The 19,804-nt window shown below is 40.1% G+C and carries 17 protein-coding genes; 9 read left to right on the top strand and 8 right to left on the bottom strand.

The window, feature by feature from the left end; all coding sequences use genetic code 11:
- Positions 1 to 18 precede the first annotated feature (18 nt).
- From J2X77_RS21355 to J2X77_RS21350, 3 genes are all read right to left on the bottom strand, one after another.
- On the bottom strand, positions 19 to 405 hold the full coding sequence (locus J2X77_RS21355) for a hypothetical protein (RefSeq protein WP_209581370.1): 387 nt from the start codon (positions 403 to 405) through the stop codon (positions 19 to 21).
- A complete protein-coding gene (locus J2X77_RS23810) occupies positions 402 to 617 on the bottom strand; it encodes an AtpZ/AtpI family protein (protein ID WP_209581368.1) in 216 nt (71 codons plus the stop codon). The genes J2X77_RS21355 and J2X77_RS23810 overlap by 4 nt, the downstream gene beginning before the upstream one ends.
- Positions 618 to 700: 83 nt before the next feature.
- Complete coding sequence (locus tag J2X77_RS21350) at positions 701 to 2,926, bottom strand: helix-turn-helix domain-containing protein (protein WP_209581366.1); 2,226 nt, start codon at positions 2,924 to 2,926, stop codon at positions 701 to 703.
- Between the two features lie 195 nt (positions 2,927 to 3,121).
- Between J2X77_RS21350 and J2X77_RS21345 the strand changes: the two genes are divergently transcribed.
- The 4 genes from J2X77_RS21345 (at position 3,122) to J2X77_RS21330 (ending at position 6,726) form a co-directional block, all read left to right on the top strand.
- Positions 3,122 to 3,619 (top strand): phosphoheptose isomerase, encoded by a 498-nt coding sequence (locus J2X77_RS21345; protein WP_209581364.1) that lies wholly within the window; start codon positions 3,122 to 3,124, stop codon positions 3,617 to 3,619.
- Positions 3,620 to 3,846: 227 nt separating this feature from the next.
- Complete coding sequence (locus J2X77_RS21340) at positions 3,847 to 4,587, top strand: hypothetical protein (protein WP_209581362.1); 741 nt, start codon at positions 3,847 to 3,849, stop codon at positions 4,585 to 4,587.
- 10 nt (positions 4,588 to 4,597) lie between these two features.
- Positions 4,598 to 5,707 carry a hypothetical protein gene (locus J2X77_RS21335; protein WP_209581360.1) on the top strand — a complete coding sequence of 370 codons (1,110 nt, stop codon included), beginning with the start codon at positions 4,598 to 4,600 and terminating at the stop codon, positions 5,705 to 5,707.
- A gap of 26 nt (positions 5,708 to 5,733) precedes the next feature.
- Positions 5,734 to 6,726, top strand: a complete 993-nt coding sequence (locus J2X77_RS21330; RefSeq protein WP_293888797.1) for a hypothetical protein — start codon at positions 5,734 to 5,736, stop codon at positions 6,724 to 6,726.
- 72 nt (positions 6,727 to 6,798) lie between these two features.
- Here the strand turns inward: J2X77_RS21330 and J2X77_RS21325 are convergent, their stop codons facing one another.
- Positions 6,799 to 7,908: a zinc finger domain-containing protein gene (locus J2X77_RS21325; protein ID WP_209581358.1), complete on the bottom strand. Its 1,110-nt coding sequence runs from the start codon at positions 7,906 to 7,908 to the stop codon at positions 6,799 to 6,801.
- 24 nt (positions 7,909 to 7,932) lie between these two features.
- Positions 7,933 to 9,081 (bottom strand): SPFH domain-containing protein, encoded by a 1,149-nt coding sequence (locus tag J2X77_RS21320; RefSeq protein ID WP_310082387.1) that lies wholly within the window; start codon positions 9,079 to 9,081, stop codon positions 7,933 to 7,935.
- A gap of 178 nt (positions 9,082 to 9,259) precedes the next feature.
- On the opposite strand from J2X77_RS21320, the gene J2X77_RS21315 reads away from it, so the two are divergent.
- From J2X77_RS21315 to J2X77_RS21305, 3 genes are all read left to right on the top strand, one after another.
- The gene (locus tag J2X77_RS21315; RefSeq protein ID WP_209581351.1) at positions 9,260 to 11,113 is read left to right on the top strand and encodes a DNA topoisomerase IV subunit B; all 1,854 of its coding nucleotides are present in this window, start codon (positions 9,260 to 9,262) and stop codon (positions 11,111 to 11,113) included.
- 39 nt (positions 11,114 to 11,152) lie between these two features.
- Positions 11,153 to 11,995: a formyltetrahydrofolate deformylase gene (gene purU, locus J2X77_RS21310; protein WP_209581347.1), complete on the top strand. Its 843-nt coding sequence runs from the start codon at positions 11,153 to 11,155 to the stop codon at positions 11,993 to 11,995.
- 83 nt (positions 11,996 to 12,078) lie between these two features.
- Complete coding sequence (locus tag J2X77_RS21305) at positions 12,079 to 13,857, top strand: hypothetical protein (RefSeq protein WP_209581345.1); 1,779 nt, start codon at positions 12,079 to 12,081, stop codon at positions 13,855 to 13,857.
- A gap of 94 nt (positions 13,858 to 13,951) precedes the next feature.
- Here J2X77_RS21305 and J2X77_RS21300 read toward each other — a convergent pair whose 3' ends face one another.
- The 3 genes from J2X77_RS21300 to J2X77_RS21290 all read right to left on the bottom strand — a co-directional run bounded on the left by J2X77_RS21300 (position 13,952) and on the right by J2X77_RS21290 (position 16,466).
- Positions 13,952 to 14,857, bottom strand: a complete 906-nt coding sequence (locus J2X77_RS21300; protein WP_209581343.1) for a class I SAM-dependent methyltransferase — start codon at positions 14,855 to 14,857, stop codon at positions 13,952 to 13,954.
- 109 nt (positions 14,858 to 14,966) lie between these two features.
- Positions 14,967 to 15,722, bottom strand: a complete 756-nt coding sequence (locus tag J2X77_RS21295; protein WP_209581341.1) for an ABC transporter ATP-binding protein — start codon at positions 15,720 to 15,722, stop codon at positions 14,967 to 14,969.
- 9 nt (positions 15,723 to 15,731) lie between these two features.
- Entirely contained in the window at positions 15,732 to 16,466 is a 735-nt protein-coding gene (locus J2X77_RS21290; protein ID WP_209581330.1) for an ABC transporter permease, read from the bottom strand.
- A 246-nt stretch (positions 16,467 to 16,712) separates the two neighbouring features.
- On the opposite strand from J2X77_RS21290, the gene J2X77_RS21285 reads away from it, so the two are divergent.
- Both J2X77_RS21285 and ispG read left to right on the top strand, forming a co-directional pair.
- Positions 16,713 to 17,663, top strand: coding sequence for a LiaI-LiaF-like domain-containing protein (locus J2X77_RS21285; RefSeq protein ID WP_310082384.1), 951 nt, complete (start codon positions 16,713 to 16,715; stop codon positions 17,661 to 17,663).
- A gap of 45 nt (positions 17,664 to 17,708) precedes the next feature.
- Entirely contained in the window at positions 17,709 to 19,715 is a 2,007-nt protein-coding gene (gene ispG / locus J2X77_RS21280) for a (E)-4-hydroxy-3-methylbut-2-enyl-diphosphate synthase (RefSeq protein WP_310082382.1), read from the top strand.
- The last annotated feature ends 89 nt before the right edge of the window (positions 19,716 to 19,804 follow it).

Here is a 19,804-nt window from a genome sequence, read left to right as displayed (position 1 = left end):
AAACTATCGTTTTCTCCCTTAGGATTTGTTTAAAGCCTTATAAGCAAATCCAACATCGTAAAAAAGGAATAAAACGACAACGATCAAATAGTTATATTTTAAAATATCGGCATGTGGTTTTGCTAGCCCGCTATGGATATACAAATAATTTAGGACAAATTTTAACGTCAATAATCCTAAGAAAATAAAACCGACATATGGTGGGAATTGCTGCGAAAAATAACGCACTCCTGCCATAATAATAATCGATAAAATCAATTGAAAAACATATATTTCATACAATGGAAAATGTAGATCGTCAAGATTTTGTATTCCATCAAAAGATTTTAACAAAAAGAAATGAAGGGCAAATACCAATACCGCAACAAAAAATAAAATAAGTGCCTGCTTTAAATATACTATCATCTATCGTTTAATCGATTCACTTGTCTAATGACCTGGTAGAGAGAAATCCCAATCCCAGCAAGGGTACAGATTTTCATCCATAATTGGTTATCACTATGAAACTTGCCGTCCAACCAATCTCCTAATAAATAAAATACGTAAATGGTAAAAACCATCTGAGTAGAAATAGTTGTCAACACAAGCCACTTGTTAGGATCTTTCTTGTCTTCCATAAGAAATCGTAAGGTTATCAATGGGCTCTCAACAAACTACATCACAATATTTGTTACAAATATACATCATAAATCCTTATTGCCTACAATCCCAAAACTTTTTGTCCAATTTTAATATCTGGGTAGTCTATATCTGTCCCCAAAAGCATTTTAAGTTCAGAAGACGATTTATCCGGGTTTGTCCGGATCACATCTAGTATACGATCCAACTTCTCTTGCTCGATCAAGTCTGTAGCCTCCACTTCTGTACCTACAAAGGTAATCAAATGTCCGTAAATCGTGCCTGCAACCATCCCGCGCTTACCTGCTATATCAGCAATGCTCATTCCATCCTTAAACATTTCTAGAGAAATCTCTTTGGTATCTAATTTTCTAGGCCCTTCTTCATCTGCAGTTTGTGCAGCCAAATCATCTTTCTCTTTGGTCTTCACACTGGCAGATACATCCAACATGGCCGTTTGAAAATCTTCCCGCTTGGATAGTGTAGCAGCAATAAGCAGACAATGCTGCAACTGTTCGCGTTTTCGCTTGTAATCAAGCAATAGCGCTTTGAGCTCGTCAATATATTTCTTGGTACGTTTTCGTATCTGATATTCTTCAATATGTTTGTTCAACGCATCAATCAGATCGGTATCCATTTTTGGCAAAAACCAATTGACTGCCGCGGTAGAACGCTCACAGATAACATCGTAATCAATTGCATTTTTATCACGTAATAAATCATATAAAACAACGATAAACTTATGGGCAACTTTCTCTTGCATCTGCAGGTGCTTGACCAGTTGCTGAAAAAACAATACCGCTTGTTCCTTACCATCAATGTTACGTTCTTCGAGCGACTTCAATAAATCAGACGTCTCCGCCAATAAGCCATCCCACCGAAAACCGTGCATTAAAATCTGACCAAGGTAATTCCGTTGACACTGCTCCAGAATCGAATTGATATCAGGCTGCGCCTGCGCGCGCTGTGCAAACTCAACGACCTGATAATCGGTACGAATGGCATAAGAAGGAATGATAGACTTTAATACAAGTCCATCTAAACTCGTTAAACGGCTCAATGCAACATAAACCTGACCTGCTGCAAAAGAAGTACCCGCATCAATGATTGCTTTTTCAAATGTTAAGCCCTGACTTTTATGGATAGTGATCGCCCAGGCGAGCCGAAGTGGAAATTGTGAAAATGTACCTAAAATTTCCTCCTTGATCTGATCCTGCCCCTTATCATAATTATAACGGATATTCTCCCAAGTTTCCCTTTTAACGCTTACAGACTCCGACCCATCAGGAAAGGTAACCGTTACAGTTCCTTGCACAGTGTCTATGTCCTTTACCGTACCTATCTTACCATTATAATACTTACGTTCATCTCCCGAATCGTTGCGAATAAACATGACCTGTGCTCCTATTTTCAATGACAATGTTTCCTCTGCAGGATAGGAGCCCTGTGCAAAATCATCCTTTACTACCGCTTTAAGGTTTAACATTTTACCAGATAATGATGCCAATTTAGCACCGTTTATTTCATCGGCATTTCGATTATGAGAGGTCAATGTAATGTATTGCTCTGCTTCATTTGGAACAAAGTCCTGCTGATAGTAACCATTTAGGGTCTTGAGCATATCACTTGTACATTGATTGTTTCGTATGGCATTCAAAATGGAAATGAAGCCCTCATCTTGCTGACGATAGATCTTATTAAGTTCTAACATCACCAAAGGATTATCTCTCAATATCTTGGCATTGAAGAAGAAAACAGAAGAGTAATGATCTTTTAATACATTCCACTCTGCATCTTTCACGACAGGCGGCAACTGGTACAAGTCTCCGATAAACAACACCTGCAATCCGCCAAAAGGCCGCATATCGCGACGAACAGATTGGAGGATAACATTAATCGCATCCAAGGTATCTGCGCGAACCATCGAGACCTCATCAATCACTAACAGTTCAAGTTCCTGCAAAATCGCCCGGCGTTGCTTCGTCAGTTTAATCGTGCTAAAAAGACGTGATTTATTGTAAATATGACTATCCTGCTCATCCCACCGCAACTCATAATCTTCTATAAAAGTTCCAAAAGGAAGCCAAAATAAAGAGTGCAAAGTCGTTCCGCCTGCGTTCATCGCTGCAACGCCAGTAGGTGCCGTAATCGCCATCTTCTTGTAACTATGCTCCTTTATATACTTCAAAAACGTCGTCTTTCCGGTACCTGCCTTCCCTGTAATAAATACGTTTTGATTCGTTTGGTTAACGAAAGCAACAGCCTGCATAAATGCAGTATTTTCCCGATCGACTTGAAAGTTTGACATATCCTGAAATTAGATTGATCACAAAATTAGCAATTTCATTTTTAACTTTACCTGGCACATGGCGATTGAGCACGACCAAAGAAACGACTATAGTCGGCATGTAAATATTGCTAAAACGGTTAACTTAAATTATTAATAGATTTTTTTTATATTTAGCTGCTAAATTAACGAATAACAAATTTTTAGAATTGTAATATGGCTATAGATAAAATTGCATTGTTTGAAAATGTACAGGAAATGCTGACTTCCAAAGGTTTTCGTATCGATAAATCAGATGCAGCGCGTCCTTGGGGCGGATTTTTCGTCATTGACGAATCGCAGGCGCAGGAATTTGCCGATGAATATTTCGGCGGAATGGATGTACAAGAATTAAGAATATCCGGAAAATTAAGTCCTAAAATTCTAATTGTTGCACCGGATAAAAGACTATCTTGGCAATATCACCACCGCCGGGCTGAAATCTGGCGGGTTATCCAAGGTAACGTAGGGGTTATGGTTTCTGACACAGATGAAGAATCTGTTGTATCTACATTGAAAGAAGGGGAAACAATCCGATTGCGCCAAGGACAACGTCACCGTTTAATTGGATTGGACGGCTTCGGTATTTTAGCAGAAATTTGGCAACATACAGATGCCAACAACCCTTCTGACGAAGACGATATCGTTCGCGTACAGGATGATTTTGGCAGATAATATTCAATAACCGCCATGAACAAAAGAGCGATAACCAATTATTGATGGGCTATCGCTCTTTTTTTAGCCGCCTACAATGCCCGTAGAGCTCTTTCAGTCCCTAAAATAGAATTTCATCTTTTCATGTCAGCCTATAACTCTTCCCATCCATTATAGATTTTCTATCGGTCAATCCAGTAGAGAATAGTAATTTTTATTATTTTAGTAAAGATATAATCAACTATGACATGATGAGCAACGACGACACTAAAAGAGGATCTGGTATATTAAACAGTCTGAAGAAATTAATTTTTGAAGATGATCAACCTCAACAAAACCAGCACCCACAAACGCCATCGGCGCCTGCACCAAATGCTATTCCAAACACCCCTTATAAGGAACCATCCTATTCTCCAGCTCCGCCAACAACTGGAAAAACACCTCCCCCAATACCCATAACGGCCAACGATGGAACTACCGACCTTAAAGAAATGAAATTAAAGGTCTATGCTATCCTGGAAAAACTAAATGAACAAGGGGTAGACTTTTTTGAGGTATGGAATGCTGCAGCAGCAATGGGTAAAGTGGAGGAAAACACCCTCAAAGCAGCTTATACCTCGCTTAAATTTGTAGACAGTTCGTTGTCCAAAGAAAAATTGATAGCAACTGGCACAAATTATGCTAATAAACTCAAAGAAACCATTGCCAAAGAATCGGAACAGAAACAGGCTGAAAAGAAAAAAACTGAACAGGACCGAACCTTGGAGATTGCAAATCTGAATGCTGAAATCAAAACAATAACGGAAAATATTGCAAAATTGCAAGATGATTTACAGAAAAAACAGCTCGCTTTGGGGCAAATTAATGAAAAGTACGAACCCAAAATTAAAGACATTGAACAAAAAATAAACATCGGCAGTGCAGCCGTTGATGAGGTCGTTACCGAAATCAATACGACATTGCGTATGATTAATCAATCAATAACATAAAAATAAATCAATGGAAAGAAAAGATCAATATGTTAACATTCCCGCTGAGATAAAGACGCAACTTCCGATATTTCAAGTATTGGGCGATCATCTGCCTGCACAGCTACAATCCCCAGAAGCAAAAAAAACTGCGTCAAAGGTTTTCTTTTGGGCAATTTTACTCGGTGGCGCATTTGCATTTTTCAAATATTTACCGATTATGTTGGAGTATGCTGGAAAAAGCATACTTTTTGTCATATTTAGTATTATCCTGATTACCTTATTGTTGTTAGCCCCCAAAATCATCGCACTACTGCATCGGCTTGGCACTGTTTTACTCTTTAAAGGAGAAAAATCAATCATTAGAAATAACCCAATAGAGACCCTACAATTGCTATCAAGAGATGCAAAAGACACGCTGAAACGAGTAAAGGAAAAAATTAGCAATGTCGATGGAGTCCGCATTGATATGATTCAAAGTGGCGAAACAGCACAGAAAACTGCGGAAGAAAAATATACGTATGCCAAACGTTTTACAGCAGAGGCAGCTAATCTCGACGAAAAATCAAAAGAAGAAGCGAGTAAAAATAACGCAGAAAAAGCAAATGCTTATGCCAGAGATGCTAAAGAAACCCGTACTAAAGCCTTTCTATTAGGAAAAGAAGGAGAATCAGAAGAGCAAAATGCGCGCAGCTACGTCCAATATGCCAATCAGTTTGCTAAAGTGTTAGAAGTACTCAAAGACAATGAAAGTGCCGCCCGAATTTATGTTAGCACCTTAGATAGCAGCATTTCTATTATTTCCAAGAAGCTAGAAGCGACCCAAAAAATGAAAAATGCCACCGACGGTCTTGCAGATGTATTCAATATAAAAGATGGCTGGGCTTTTCAGGAAGCGATGAATGCCGCAACAGGTGCCATTAGTCAAAATATTGCATCTATTCGGTCCAATTTGGATTTCTTGGATCAAAACAACAACATCACTGTCGGCGGAGCGCCAACGCAGGGTGAACTGGAAGAATTCATCCGCAAAGTAGACGAACGTAATCTGAAGGTATTGAATGTAACGCAGATGACAGACGCCAGCTACGAGCTCAAGCCCGAAGAGAAAGTGGATAAAGGATTTACACTACTTGATTAACTATAAAATTATATTACTTCAACATTATGGAAGAAAAATCAACATGGGCAAGATTAAGATGGCCTATAAAAGCAATTATTATTGCTTTACCTATTCTGGCAATCGGTTACTGGGCAATGCAATCGGGCAAATTTGATGCTAACCCTACTGTACAAACAGACTCAACCAGTCACAAAAATGCGGATTCAAACCACTCATCGGGCTCGAAAGACACTCGTTCATTCAACTATCAACCTGAAAAGCCTGTTGACGGTGAATACAAAGGAGTGGTTGAAGTGGGCGCCTCTGGTTTCAATTCCTTCGTCGTGAATATGGATAAAGAGAATCGTTGGGAAATCGTTTCCAAAGATTTTGGAAAGTCTTTTGCTTATGAAGGATTGGCAAATACCGAGGATATTCGCAAAGGATTAAAAGACTATATCGGCATGATGCTGGATAAAGGTGTTAAATCGAAAAACATACATTTCGTCATTAGCTCTGGAGCGCAAAAGGAACCCAAAACAACTATCATTAGTAGTGAACTTAGAAAAATGGGCTTTGTGGTCAACTTGGTTACAGCAGAGCAAGAAGGAAAGCTTGCATTAAAATCGGTCCTTCCAAAAGCATATGAAGACAATGCATTTGTTGTTGACATCGGGTCTGGTAACACAAAAATTTCATGGATCGATGGCGATACAAAATCTGTCGAAGCACCTGGAGCAAAGTACTATGAGAAAGATCTCAAAGATGATGCTGTCTATGCAGAAGTAAAAAAATTAGGTGAAAAGATTCCTGAAAATAAAAGAGAAGTTTGTTTTATTATAGGTGGCGTTCCTTTTGAACTTGCCTCACAAACGCGCCAAGGTGAAGAACGTTTTACCGTTCTGAACGACCCAGCTTCTTACAACGCAGATAAAATAAAAACAAAAAGCGGTGTTAACATTTATAAAGCAATTAAAGATGCGACCAACTGCGATACCTTTGTTTTTGACTGGGATGCCAACTTTACCATTGGATTCCTACTATCGTTGAACAAATAGGCACCTTTTAGCATACAAAAAAGCGCTGTTCTCTTCGTTTGAGGACAGCGCTTTCTTTTACTAACCTATTTGTTATCCCATAAAGCTTAATAAATACAGAACAATAAGGATCGCTAATACCAAAAAAGCTATTTTCCAAAAGCTATAAGGCCGTTGCCCGTAAACTTTACCATTAAATGCATTAACCATGATCTGATAACTCTTTCCCTTGTATTGATAAGCAGATAACCAAATGGGCAAAAGAATATATTTCAATTTAATGGATTTAAAATCACTGTCAATGGAATCGATATCCTGCGTATCGCCACCGATGTCGTTCTCAACCTGTCGCTCGATCTCCCGGTCCATAATCGCTCGGGCAGTTGTTGCTGCTTTCACGTGATCTACACTGAAAGTTTCCGCGATAAAACCACTCAAATAATGCTCATTGAAAGGTCTTAGATAGCCTAAATTCCACGGCCCGATCTTTTCGGAAAACTTTTCCGGAAGGGAGGTTGATCCAGAAATAACAATATCCTTGAATTGGCTATAAACAGTACCCGAAGTTGGATACCAATTGGTTCGTCTTTCTTCGTATTCTTCTGTTTCGCCATCCGAATTACGCCGCGTCCTTGTCACATAATAATACTCACCTCGGGATCCAACGTAATCAGAATTCACATCTGCATCATAAGACCAAAAAGGAATATATACCCCCTTTAGACGGTCATTCCTAGCATTAAAAATCCGCTTAAAGTCATTCGGTGCAAACCATACCTTCCCAGCCCATTGCGTCAATAGCCCAAAGGCACTTTTATAGTCAACACCGAAAGGAACAACACCATGCGGTTTTACAATACGTTTTTGCTGATGGTCAATGATCAATGGTGAAGCACAAAAAGCACATAAATCCGCTGTGATGTGCGCATTTAACCTTGAATTTGCACCACAGTTTCCGCAATGCACAACCTCAGCTAAATAACTATATCGGTCGTCTTCGAGTTCTTCCATCGCGGCTCCAAAGACCTTATAATCCGTTGATTCAATACGCCCATTTTCTGGCAACTGATCAGCTATTTCATTTCTGGTTCCACAATAGGAACATCCTAAATAGGAAGTACCGGGCTGATAAGTCAAAATTGCACCACAACCCTGACATTTCAGCCCTTGTTCTATCTCGGAGGTTTTTTCTTCAAAACTCATACAATACAGTCATGCGTTTCTTTCCTAAACTCCTGGTATTGGAGGCGGAATCTGTGAAAAAAGTCCTTTCAAATCGCTCACCTTATCAGCTTCAATCCAGTTCTCAAGTCCTTCTCTCCACACTAGGGTAGCTGTATTCAGCGTGCCATCCATGACAAGGCTACTCAATTGCTCATGATCAAATGGTCCTTCCTGTTTTCCTTTAATCGCGAGATAATAAGCTACGCTGTTAGGTAGCGGCGGTGGACCCGCGGGTGTAGAAGAAGCACCTGCGCCCCCTACTCCAGTTGGATTGTTTCCATCAAAACTATTTTGTTGAAAGATATTTCCCATCTGACCAACCATTCCTGCCCCTAATCCAGCGCCAAAACCCGCGCCGACGATACCTCCACTAGCTGGATTCTCTGCAGCTTTCTCCATCGAATTAGCAGCTTGAAATTGAGCATATGCCCCAAGATTACCAACAACTCCCATGCTACTTCGCTTATCAAGTGCCTTTTCAACTTCCTCTGGGAAAGAAATATTCTCAATTAAAAACTTCGTTAAACTTAACCCCAACTCATCAAAATCGGATGCAATTTTCTGCTGTATCAAGGCCGACACTTCATCGTAGTTGGATGCAAGATCCAAAGCAGGAATTTTGGACTCCGCAATAGCATCCATCCCTCTCGATACCGCAATGTTTCGAAGCTGCTCTGTGATATCTTCAACCGTAAATACCGGCGTCGTTGAAACGAGCTGTTTCATAAAAACAGTAACATCTTTCACTTGAAAGGAGAAATTACCAAAAGCTCGGAGTCGAATGGGGCCAAATTCAGGATCCCGCAACATGATTGGATTTTTGGTACCCCATTTCTGATTAACAAATTGACGAAGATTCACAAAATAAACATCCGCTTTGAAAGGACTATTGAATCCATACTTCCAGCCCCTAATGGTTGTCATGATCGGCATGTTTTGAGTCGTCAATTCGTAACGACCAGGCTGAAAGACATCAGCCACCACACCTTCGTTTAAAAATACAGCAGCTTGTCCTTCCCTTACGGTCAATTGTGCGCCCATTTTTATTTCATTCTGATACCTTGGAAATTTCCACACAATTGTATCTGTACTATTATCGACCCATTCGATAATATCGACAAACTCATTCCTGATTTTATCAAATAATCCCATAAATTATTCGCTTTAAATTCGCTTTAAAATTACTTACACTAAATGTAAACATTTCCCGGCAAACCAGCAATTTTCACCATCTGGACATAAACTGCGGATATCTAAAAAATTTAGCCTTTTAAACTACTTATCGTAGTTTATTTTTTTTACTTTTGTTAGCTAAGTTCTACATAAATTTATGAGTACATATAACGAAGACAGCATTAGGTCCCTGGATTGGAAAGAGCATATTCGCCTTCGTCCGGGAATGTACATTGGAAAGTTGGGGGACGGTTCGGCCTATGATGATGGTATTTATGTTTTATTGAAAGAGGTCGTTGACAACTCCATCGATGAGTTTGTTATGGGAGCTGGTAAAACAATTGATATCACGGTAAACGAGAATAAAGTTTCCGTACGCGATTATGGACGTGGTATTCCAATTGGTTCTGTAGTTGATGTTGTTTCTAAAATCAATACAGGTGGTAAATATGATAGTAAGGCTTTCCAAAAGTCCGTCGGTTTAAATGGGGTCGGTACAAAAGCAGTGAACGCTTTGTCTAGTCAGTTCACCGTACAGTCCTATCGACAAAATATTACCCGCATCGCTCAATTCTCTAAGGGAGAGTTAGTCCATGATGAACAAAAAGAAACAACGCAACGAAATGGCACAGCGGTAACGTTCTATCCGGACGACTCCATTTTTCGGAATTATAAATACAGACTTGAATTTGTTGAAAACATGATCTGGAATTATGTGTTCCTGAATTCTGGTCTTACCATTAATTTCAATAATCAGAAATTTATTTCCGAGCATGGTCTAAAAGACTTATTGGAACGTAATATTGATGCCGAATCCATGCGCTATCCAATTATTCACCTACGTGGTGAAGACATTGAAATTGCCATGACGCATGGGCAACAATATGGAGAGGAATATTATTCCTTCGTAAACGGACAACATACAACCCAAGGAGGAACACATCAGGCAGCATTTCGTGAAGCACTCGTCAAAACAATCCGCGAATTCTACAAAAAAGAATTTGATGCATCGGATATTCGGTCGTCAATCATCGGAGCAATAGCCATCAAAGTACAAGAGCCTGTTTTCGAATCTCAAACTAAAACAAAATTGGGCTCACAAAGTGTCGGTCCTGAAGGCCCTACTGTAAGAGGCTTCATTAATGACTTTGTAAAAAAGGCATTGGATGATTACCTGCATAAAAATCCAGCCACGGCAGATGCCCTTCAGAAACGAATACTGCAATCCGAACGTGAGCGTAAAGACATCGCGGGTATTAAAAAACTGGCCAACGAAAGGGCAAAAAAAGCCTCTCTTCATAACCGTAAACTACGCGACTGTAAAGTGCATTTTAGCGACAAAAATGAACGTAACCAAGAAACAACACTGTTTATTACCGAGGGGGATTCTGCTTCTGGTTCGATCACCAAATCACGCGACGTACAGACTCAAGCCGTATTTAGCCTAAAAGGAAAACCGCTTAACTCTTATGGAATGTCCAAAAAGATTGTTTATGAAAACGAAGAATTCAATCTTTTGCAACATGCACTCAATATTGAAGATGGTCTAGATGGATTACGTTACAACAATATCGTTATCGCCACCGATGCCGACGTGGACGGAATGCACATCCGTTTGCTATTATTAACGTTTTTCTTACAATTCTTCCCAGACCTTGTTAAAGCAGGGCACGTTTCCATTTTGCAGACCCCACTTTTCCGTGTCCGCAATAAAAAGGAAACAATTTATTGTTATTCAGACGAAGAACGGCAAAAAGCAATCGCAAAATTAGGCGCTAAACCCGAAATCACCCGATTCAAAGGTCTGGGTGAAATATCACCTTCCGAGTTTGGTTTATTTATCGGAAAAGATATCCGCCTTGATCCTGTTATCTTGTCCAAAGACAATAAAATTCAACAGTTATTAGAATATTACATGGGTAAAAACACGCCAGATAGACAAAAACATATCGTCGAAAATCTACGTGTTGAAGTTGACCTTGAAGAAGAACTAACAAAAAAAGCGGGTTAAGATAGCCCGCTTTTTTTCAATAACCTACAACCAAATTTCATGCACAACCAAACCTTAATTCTGATCCAATGTCAAGATGCCGTTGGACTAGTCGCTAACATCTCAAACACGCTTGCAAAATATCAGCTCAATATTGTCACCATGCGCGAATATGTAGATGAAGAAGCCAATAAATTCTTCGTGCGTGTGGTCTGTAACGGTCTAGTAATTGAGCAAAAACAACTTTCCGACTCCTTGGCTGAGGTCCTTCCTCACTCTGCTCAAATACAGATCAACCCCAATACCCGAAAAAAGATTGTCGTCTTGGTGACCAAAGAGCATCACTGCCTTGCAGACATACTCGTACGACAGCATTTCGAAACTTGGGGAGCCGAAGTGCAGGCTGTCATTGGCAATTATGAATCGCTACGCTCTTTTACAGAAAAGTTCGACATTCCTTTTCACTGTATCTCACATGAAAACCTGACAAAGGAAACGTTCGAAAAACAACTGATAGCAAAAATCAAGCAATATAATTTCGATTATATTATTTTAGCTAAATTCATGCGGATCTTATCACCAGAGTTTGTTGGCACCTTTGAGAATAAATTGGTTAATATCCACCATTCCTTCCTACCGGCATTTATCGGCGCCAACCCCTATAAACAGGCACATGCAAGAGGTGTTAAGATTATTGGAGCCACAGCCCATTTCGTGACCGACCAACTTGATGAAGGCCCAATCATTGTTCAGGACATACGGCATGTCAACCACACCTACACTGTAAAAGATATGGTTACTGCCGGAAAGGAAATAGAAAAAGCCGTTTTAAGCCGGGCAATTCGCCTGCTTAGCGAGGATCGTGTCATGCGCAACGACTACAAAACAATTGTATTTGAATAGTGATTACAATCATCTCCCTATAAAACAATCATTACTTTTTTTTAGCGTTATTCTCCATTATTTCGTAAAAGAAATATTTAAGAATGACGCATACTTTTCATATCCCCGTATTAGGCTTAGCTTTCTCCATCGATTCCGCAATTAAGGTTGCACAGTACGGGATCTCCTCCGTGATGTCTATCGTTGACGATGAACTAATCGAGCGCATGCGCTGCTATTACTGTGGAGAATATCAAATCCCCTATCAACCGATCCTCACATCTGAAGAAGACTATCGGGCAAATAGAATCACCGCATACCTCAATCTGGTACAATTTGTGGTCAATAAACAAATTACAGCCTTAAAACATCAACCCTTTACAGAAGGCTCCGAATTGGCAAAATACTTTCAGCTTCTACCAGATTCACATCCATCCAAGCCACTGTATCACGCTATGGAGATTGAAACGAATCTGGCCATTAAGACCGAACTCCAAGACTTATTGATCACTTATCTAAAACCGGGTGACATTGATGTTAATATCATGTCCAAAGTTGACAAGATAAATTATAAAGATGGCAAGGTATTGGACGAGCGCTTTTCTGATGCACTAGCAGCCTTACGTGGCTTTGCAAATTCCAATCTTCATTCTTCGCTTATCCTTTCTGCCGGAATGAATCCACACTTATATGCTTACCTTGCTGAATTGCCAGCTTTCTTCCCCGATAATGAAAGTATGTTCGACAAAAAGGTCACATTAAAAGTAAGTGATTTCCGATCGGCACTCATTCAGGCAAAATATCTCGCCAAACGAGGGGTTTGGGTATCTGAATTCAGAATAGAATCCGGTTTGAACTGTGGTGGACATGCTTTCGCAACGGATGGCTTTCTTCTAGGTCCAATCCTTCAAGAATTTAAAGAAAAGAAAGAAAGTTTAAAAGCCGAACTTTTCGAGATATACCAAGATTATTGGACTGCTCAAAAGCGCTTTCTAACCATACCTCCCGTTATCAAATATACGGTTCAAGGCGGGGTGGGTACCGCTTCAGAACATCAGTTTTTATTAGATTATTATGGATTTGATGCTGTGGGCTGGGGATCTCCATTTCTAATGGTACCCGAAGCAACCACGGTAGATCAAGAAACGTTGAAAGCATTGGAACTTGCCGAAAAAGAAGACTTTTACTGCAGTGGAGCATCTCCATTAGGGATTCCTTTCAACAACTTCAGAAAAAGTGGCGCTGAGCACTTACGAGTGGAACGAATTAAAAAAGGTCGTCCTGGTAGCCCCTGCAAAAAAGAGTATCTTATTTCGAACACAGAGTTCAGTGACAAGCCCATCTGTACCGCATCACGCGTATATCAACATCAAAAGATACAGGAACTAAAACAACAGAACCTGCCTGCTGTTGAATACGAAAAAGCTTTTGAGGCCATTACCGAAAAAACCTGCCTTTGTGAAGGGCTCGCAGCGCCTGCCTATCTCAAGTACAATATCCAGAAGGCTAAAGAACAGACTGCCGTAGCCATTTGCCCGGGTCCAAATCTCGTCTGGTTTAAAAAACAATATACTTTACGGGAAATGATAGACCATATCTATGGCCGTATCTCAGTCTTTGAAAATAACAATCGGCCATTTGTCCTGATCAACGAGCTCAACCTTTATATTGATCATATTCAAAAATATGTAACAGACAATCAAAACATCATTAATGATAAAAAGATAAAGTACGTAGCCAAGTTTAAAGCGCAGTTACAAGCTGGAATTGCTTACTATGATGAGCTAGCTCAACACTTATCACATATCCCACAGAACATCATTACAGCTATTCCAAAGCAGTTGGAACTAGCATCGTTACGGTTGAAGGATATCCATATGTAATGCCTAATGCATATTAAAACAATTGTATCTGATAACAAACACGGGGCGCTTAAATAAGCGCCCCGTGTTTGTTATCAGAAATCTTTTGACCGTCTTACTTCGCTATCTTACGGAATTTACCAAATACGCCAAGTGGAAGTTTCGGCCCTGCAGTTGCCTGTAAAAATAGCTCGCCTATTTCTAAGTTTTCAACCTTCGGAAAAGCAGTCTTAATTAAATTTTCCACAATAACCGAAGAGAAACCTAAAGAATACGTATTTAAAATCAAGAAATGTTCTTTAGGATCCAATAGTTGAACAACATCTGTCATCATTTCCATAATGTGGTCTTCTAATTTCCATTTCTCGCCTTTCGGGCCATGTCCATAAGCTGGTGGATCCAAAATAATTCCATTATAGGTATTACCTCTTTTCAGTTCACGCTTCACAAACTTTAACGCATCCTCAACAACCCAGCGAATGTTATCCAAGTTGGAAATTTCCATATTTTCATTCGCCCAGGTAACAACCTGTTTAATCGAATCCACGTGAGTTGTATCCGCGCCAGCAGCTTTCGCTATTAAAGATGCTCCTCCCGTGTATGCAAAAAGATTGAGAACCTTTGGTTTTCCCGTCTTAAATGAACGAACAGATTCCGAAATATAGTCCCAATTTACAGCCTGTTCCGGAAATATCCCGACGTGTTTAAAAGATGTCAGGCCCAATCTAAATTTGATGGCCACGTCGCTATTTTTATATTCGATGTGCCAACGGTCCTGAACCTTCGGATTTTTCTTCAACCATTCTCCAGAAGTAGCCGAACGACCTTTGAATTTGATATGATAACGCTTGTTCCACTCTGCTTCACTCAACGCCTTAGGCCATACAGCCTGAGGCTCTGGTCTGATCAGAATTAAATCACCAAAGCGTTCCAATTTTTCAAAATCACCACAATCAATGAGTTCATAGTCCCTCCAATGCTGTGGAGTCAATAGTTGTATATTTGTTGCTGCCAAAATCAAAATTTTCCGACAAAACTAAGCTAAATTTCAATATAAAAGAAATCTGCATGATCCTAACCCTGATCAACGCCTAAAATCGGGCGCACTAAAACAATAATCTTACCCACTATTACCCCATTGAGGCCTTAGCACTTTTCATCAATGGACTTGCAAAGACAAAGTTGTTTAATTCTTTCACATCCGAGCGCATCATATCCTTGTTGGAACCTTCCCAAAATTTCGCCCCTTGGTAAAGAAACAAAATATATTCCCCTATTCCCATCACAGAATTCATATCATGCGTAACAACAACTGTTGTACATTTTAATTCTTGGGTAATCTTCAAAACCAACTCATCGATAACAATAGAAGTTTCAGGGTCCAGACCCGAATTAGGCTCATCACAAAAAAGGTATTTGGGATTCATACTGATTGCACGCGCAATACCTACCCGCTTTTTCATCCCACCAGAGAGCTCGGCAGGAAATAGCTTATTCCTTCCCTCCAGATTAACCTGTTCTAGACAATGGTTTGCCCGGTCTAATTTCTCCGCTTTCGACATGTCCGTAAACATATCCAAAGAAAACATAATATTTTGTTCAACAGTCATTGAGTCAAATAATGCTGAATTCTGAAAAAGCATACCTATTTCTTTACGAATGGGAACACGTTCTTCAAAATTCATCCGTGTAAAATCTTTGCCGTCAAAAATGACCTTTCCTTTTTCCGGTTGATGTAACCCCACGATACACTTCAGTAAGGTGCTCTTTCCCGACCCCGAACCACCAATAATCAAACTTACTTTACCAGGTTCAAAATTCGCGCTGATACCTTTCAGCACATGATTATCACCAAACGACTTGTTAATATCTTCGATTTGAATCATAAAATCTTTTTAAAGCATTAGTGCCGTAATTACATAATCCGCCGCTAGAATGGTAATACAGCCTACCACAACAGCTTCCGTGCTCGCCTGCCCAACTTCCAAAGCCCCGCCCTTCACATGATATCCTTTATAAGCAGAAACCGATGTAATAATAAATCCAAAGACCACGGCCTTCACAAGCGCCACCGTTACGGTAAAACCATTAAAGCCATCTTGAATCCCCAAAATATAATCTGCCTGCGTAACAGCTCCCGAAAGGGATCCCCCCAACAAGCCGCCCACCAGGGCGCACACGATGGAAATAATAACCAACATCGGAATCATGGTGACACCAGCCAAAATTTTGGGCAAAATCAGATAGCCAGGAGCATTGATCCCCATAATTTCCAAGGCATCAATCTGCTCTGTAACACGCATAGATCCAATCTGTGAAGATATGGACGAACCAATTTTCCCCATTAAAACCAACCCAGAGATCGTTGGCCCCAATTCCAAGATATTCGAATCCCGATTGATAGAACCTATAATCGAATTAGGGATCAAGTCCGAAACCATCTGAAAGGCTATTTGCATGGTCATAACAGCACCAATAAACGTGGAGATAATGACGATAAGGCCGAGCGAGCCAATACCAATATCGGTCATTGCCAATACGGTTTCCTTCCAATAAATCCGGCCCTTCTCCGGTCTTTTAAATACTGATTTAAGGAGTATGAGATATGCACCAATGTGATGAAAGATCATGTTATCTATTTAATTTCAATGTATTACGTCAATTATAGGACTATATTAAGCCGAGATATCCATTAAAGGTAATTAATTCCCGCTAATATATAAACAAGCGAAAAGCCAAAAAGTAAAGGAAAAACGAAATTACTTACCGATCAATTAGTCACATTTACCGATTTTTTATGTATAATAGCCTAAACATTCATACGGTATCTCTCAAATCGAATTACTTTTGAGATATATTAACAAACAGAATTAGTTATGAATACACGAAGAATAACAACTGGTATCACCATTCTCTTTATAGGCGTTGTCTTATTATTGTCACAGCTTGACACAATTTCATTCAATTGGGCCGGTATTTTTAGATATTGGCCGCTGTTCATCGTTCTTGCCGGAATTCGTATGCTGGTACCCAAAGATCAGCAGATTGGACAATTTGTTACCATTGGCTCTACCGTGGTCATTTTAGGTTTTTTGACATACATCGGCCTATCTACACCCAAAGAACCACTTTTAACACAGCTATTAAAAAGTAAAACCCTTGGCGTCAAATATAACGATGATCCAAATGATAAAACGAATTATACGACAGAAAAGCTAAACGTACCACTGGACGATAAAATCCATAGCGCTACCTTAAATCTTGATTTAGGCGCCACCTCATTAAGAAATGATAGCAGCACGACGTCACAGATCTTCTCGGCATATAATACCTCAAAAGAATATTTACTGGGCGTAACAGTAAATGGAGAGTCTACCGAAAAAGTTGACATCAACTTAAAAGGGAAATTCCAAAACAAGGATTTCAATAGCAAAAATAATAATACTTTTATTGCTTTAAACCCCAACATCGTGTGGAACCTGAATTTTGATGTCGGCGCGATCGATGCCAAGCTGGATCTTTCCCCCTATAAAATAGAGGCATTAGATATCGATGCCGGTGCAACAAGTTTAAAACTAAAATTAGGTCAGCCACTAGCTACAACAAAAATTTCAATGGACGCCGGAGCCTCCTCTATCGAAATCATGATCCCAAAAAATGCTGCCTGCCGTATTACAAGCGACAATGCGTTATCGTCTACAGATTATCAGGGCGATTTCCTCAAAAGCGAAGGAGAGGTAAAATCGATAAATTACGACACAGCTACTCAAAAATTCGATTTTGACATCAACGGTGGTATTGCATCAATAAAAATTAGAAGATATTAATTGACAGCCGATTTTTAGTCAAGAAAAGTTAACTTTGTGTTAGATATGGACACAAGTAATATGTTGACATTGCCTGGAATCTATTGCAATTCCAAGGTAGATTATTCGAGATGGAAAACAAGGGAAATTCAAATCGGTGATACCCCCATGGGTGGCAATAATCCCATTCGTATTCAAAGTATGACAACGGTAGATACGATGGATACGATTGGGTCAGTTGAACAGACCATTCGGATGGTCGAAGCGGGCTGCGAATACGTTCGTATTACCGCTCCCAGTATTAAAGAAGCACATAATTTAGCCAATATAAAGAATGAACTCCGGCGAAGAGGATATCAAGTTCCTTTGGTTGCTGACATTCATTTTACACCGAATGCTGCCGAGGTAGCAGCCCGTATCGTAGAGAAAGTAAGGGTCAACCCCGGAAACTATGCGGACAAGAAAAAATTCGATCAGCTGTCGTATACCGAGGCTGAATATAAACTCGAATTGGAGCGCATTTATCACAAATTTGCACCACTTGTCAATATTTGTAAAGAAAACGGTACCGCCATGCGCATTGGCACCAACCATGGTTCCTTATCCGACAGAATTATGAGCCATTATGGCGATACGCCTGAAGGCATGGTCGAATCGGCCATGGAGTTTATCCGGATGTGCGAAGACCTGAATTTTTATAATCTCTGTATCTCGATGAAATCATCCAATCCGCAGGTCATGGTTAAAGCCTACCGTTTGTTGGTCGAAAAAATGGTTTCCGAAAACATGAACTATCCGCTACATCTCGGAGTAACCGAAGCAGGAGACGGTGAAGACGGTCGTGTAAAATCTGCCGTCGGCATTGGAACACTGCTGGAAGATGGACTGGGAGATACTGTACGCGTATCGTTAACCGAAGAGCCCGAACGCGAAGCCCCTGTTGCAATAGCACTTGTCAATCGATATAGCAAACGGCAGGCAAACCTCGAGCTCCAGCCCAAACAAGAAATTGTTCAATTATCCACAGACACACCCGTTGTCCCTTATACCAGCCAAGAAGTAAATACATTCATCGGGGGGGCTTTAGTTCCCAGGATTGTTGTTGATATCTCAAAAGAAAATTTGAAAGACGCCCAGATACTCACCAAAGTTGGCTATCGCTATGATATCCTGTTAGATAAATATCACATGGGGGAGCAGTCTGTAGACTTTGTCTATCTCGCAGATAGTTTACCGTCTTTCACCATGCCAGCCAACCTGAAGCAGATTTACAATTACGACACCTGGTTCAAACTTGCGGATAAAACCAACATTCATCCCCTTTTTACCTTGGACCAATTCATAGCATCGGACCATAAAGATAAGGTGTTGAATATGGTCAAAATCTGCAATTCAGATTTATTGACCCCATTGTTTGAATCTTTACAGCTTGACAAAACTGTCGTATTTATAGTAGAAACCGATTACTTGCACGGGATGGCAGATCAAAGGCAATTTTTCCGTAATTTACAGGAAATAGGCATCAACAATCCAGTCATTATCAAACGCTCCTATCCAAAAGAAGACTTCTCAGGCCCTATTGGTGAATTTATGAATCCCGAAGAACCTATTTCCAAAATACAGCTTTATGCATCGACAGATCTAGGGGCGCTATTGATCGATGGCTTAGGATCGGGAATCTGGATTGATTCTCCTGCAACGGCATTAGAAAACATAGCCTCATTATCTTTCGGAATTTTGCAGGCAACACGATCCAGAATATCCAAGACCGAATATATTTCCTGCCCAAGCTGTGGCAGAACCTTGTTTGATCTACAAGAAACTACTCAAATGATTCGAAGCCGCACGAACCATTTAAAAGGGTTAAAAATTGGTATCATGGGCTGCATTGTTAATGGCCCTGGTGAAATGGCTGATGCAGACTATGGCTATGTCGGAGCGGGACCTGATAAAGTTACATTGTATAGGGGCCAGCAGGTTGTCAAGAAAAATGTGAGTTCTGTACATGCCTTGGACGAATTGATCAAAATCATTAAAGATGATGGCCTTTGGATCGAAGAATTACAAGACTAAAGCCTACAACTAAAAGTATACAAAAACAGCAGCGGGAATCAAATGATTCCCGCTGCTGTTTTTGTATACTAACGAATTCCGCTATAAAT

The sequence above is a fragment of the Sphingobacterium sp. 2149 genome, from assembly GCF_031455655.1.
GTDB lineage: Bacteria > Bacteroidota > Bacteroidia > Sphingobacteriales > Sphingobacteriaceae > Sphingobacterium.
The sequence above is the reverse complement of the archived record's forward strand: the minus strand, read 5'-3'. Positions and strand labels throughout refer to the sequence as shown.

Bases quoted from the DNA above. Each gene is read 5' to 3' on its own strand.
- J2X77_RS21350 (WP_209581366.1), bottom strand. From the start codon at position 2,926: ATGTCAAACTTTCAAGTCGATCGGGAAAATACTGCATTTATGCAGGCT.
- J2X77_RS21290 (WP_209581330.1), bottom strand. From the start codon at position 16,466: ATGATCTTTCATCACATTGGTGCATATCTCATACTCCTTAAATCAGTA.
- J2X77_RS21285 (WP_310082384.1), top strand. From the start codon at position 16,713: ATGAATACACGAAGAATAACAACTGGTATCACCATTCTCTTTATAGGC.
- purU (WP_209581347.1), top strand. From the start codon at position 11,153: ATGCACAACCAAACCTTAATTCTGATCCAATGTCAAGATGCCGTTGGA.
- J2X77_RS21325 (WP_209581358.1), bottom strand. From the start codon at position 7,908: ATGAGTTTTGAAGAAAAAACCTCCGAGATAGAACAAGGGCTGAAATGT.
- ispG (WP_310082382.1), top strand. From the start codon at position 17,709: ATGGACACAAGTAATATGTTGACATTGCCTGGAATCTATTGCAATTCC.
- J2X77_RS21355 (WP_209581370.1), bottom strand. From the start codon at position 405: ATGATAGTATATTTAAAGCAGGCACTTATTTTATTTTTTGTTGCGGTA.
- J2X77_RS23810 (WP_209581368.1), bottom strand. From the start codon at position 617: ATGGAAGACAAGAAAGATCCTAACAAGTGGCTTGTGTTGACAACTATT.
- J2X77_RS21295 (WP_209581341.1), bottom strand. From the start codon at position 15,722: ATGATTCAAATCGAAGATATTAACAAGTCGTTTGGTGATAATCATGTG.
- J2X77_RS21305 (WP_209581345.1), top strand. From the start codon at position 12,079: ATGACGCATACTTTTCATATCCCCGTATTAGGCTTAGCTTTCTCCATC.
- J2X77_RS21315 (WP_209581351.1), top strand. From the start codon at position 9,260: ATGAGTACATATAACGAAGACAGCATTAGGTCCCTGGATTGGAAAGAG.
- J2X77_RS21345 (WP_209581364.1), top strand. From the start codon at position 3,122: ATGGCTATAGATAAAATTGCATTGTTTGAAAATGTACAGGAAATGCTG.
- J2X77_RS21330 (WP_293888797.1), top strand. From the start codon at position 5,734: ATGGAAGAAAAATCAACATGGGCAAGATTAAGATGGCCTATAAAAGCA.
- J2X77_RS21340 (WP_209581362.1), top strand. From the start codon at position 3,847: ATGATGAGCAACGACGACACTAAAAGAGGATCTGGTATATTAAACAGT.
- J2X77_RS21335 (WP_209581360.1), top strand. From the start codon at position 4,598: ATGGAAAGAAAAGATCAATATGTTAACATTCCCGCTGAGATAAAGACG.
- J2X77_RS21320 (WP_310082387.1), bottom strand. From the start codon at position 9,081: ATGGGATTATTTGATAAAATCAGGAATGAGTTTGTCGATATTATCGAA.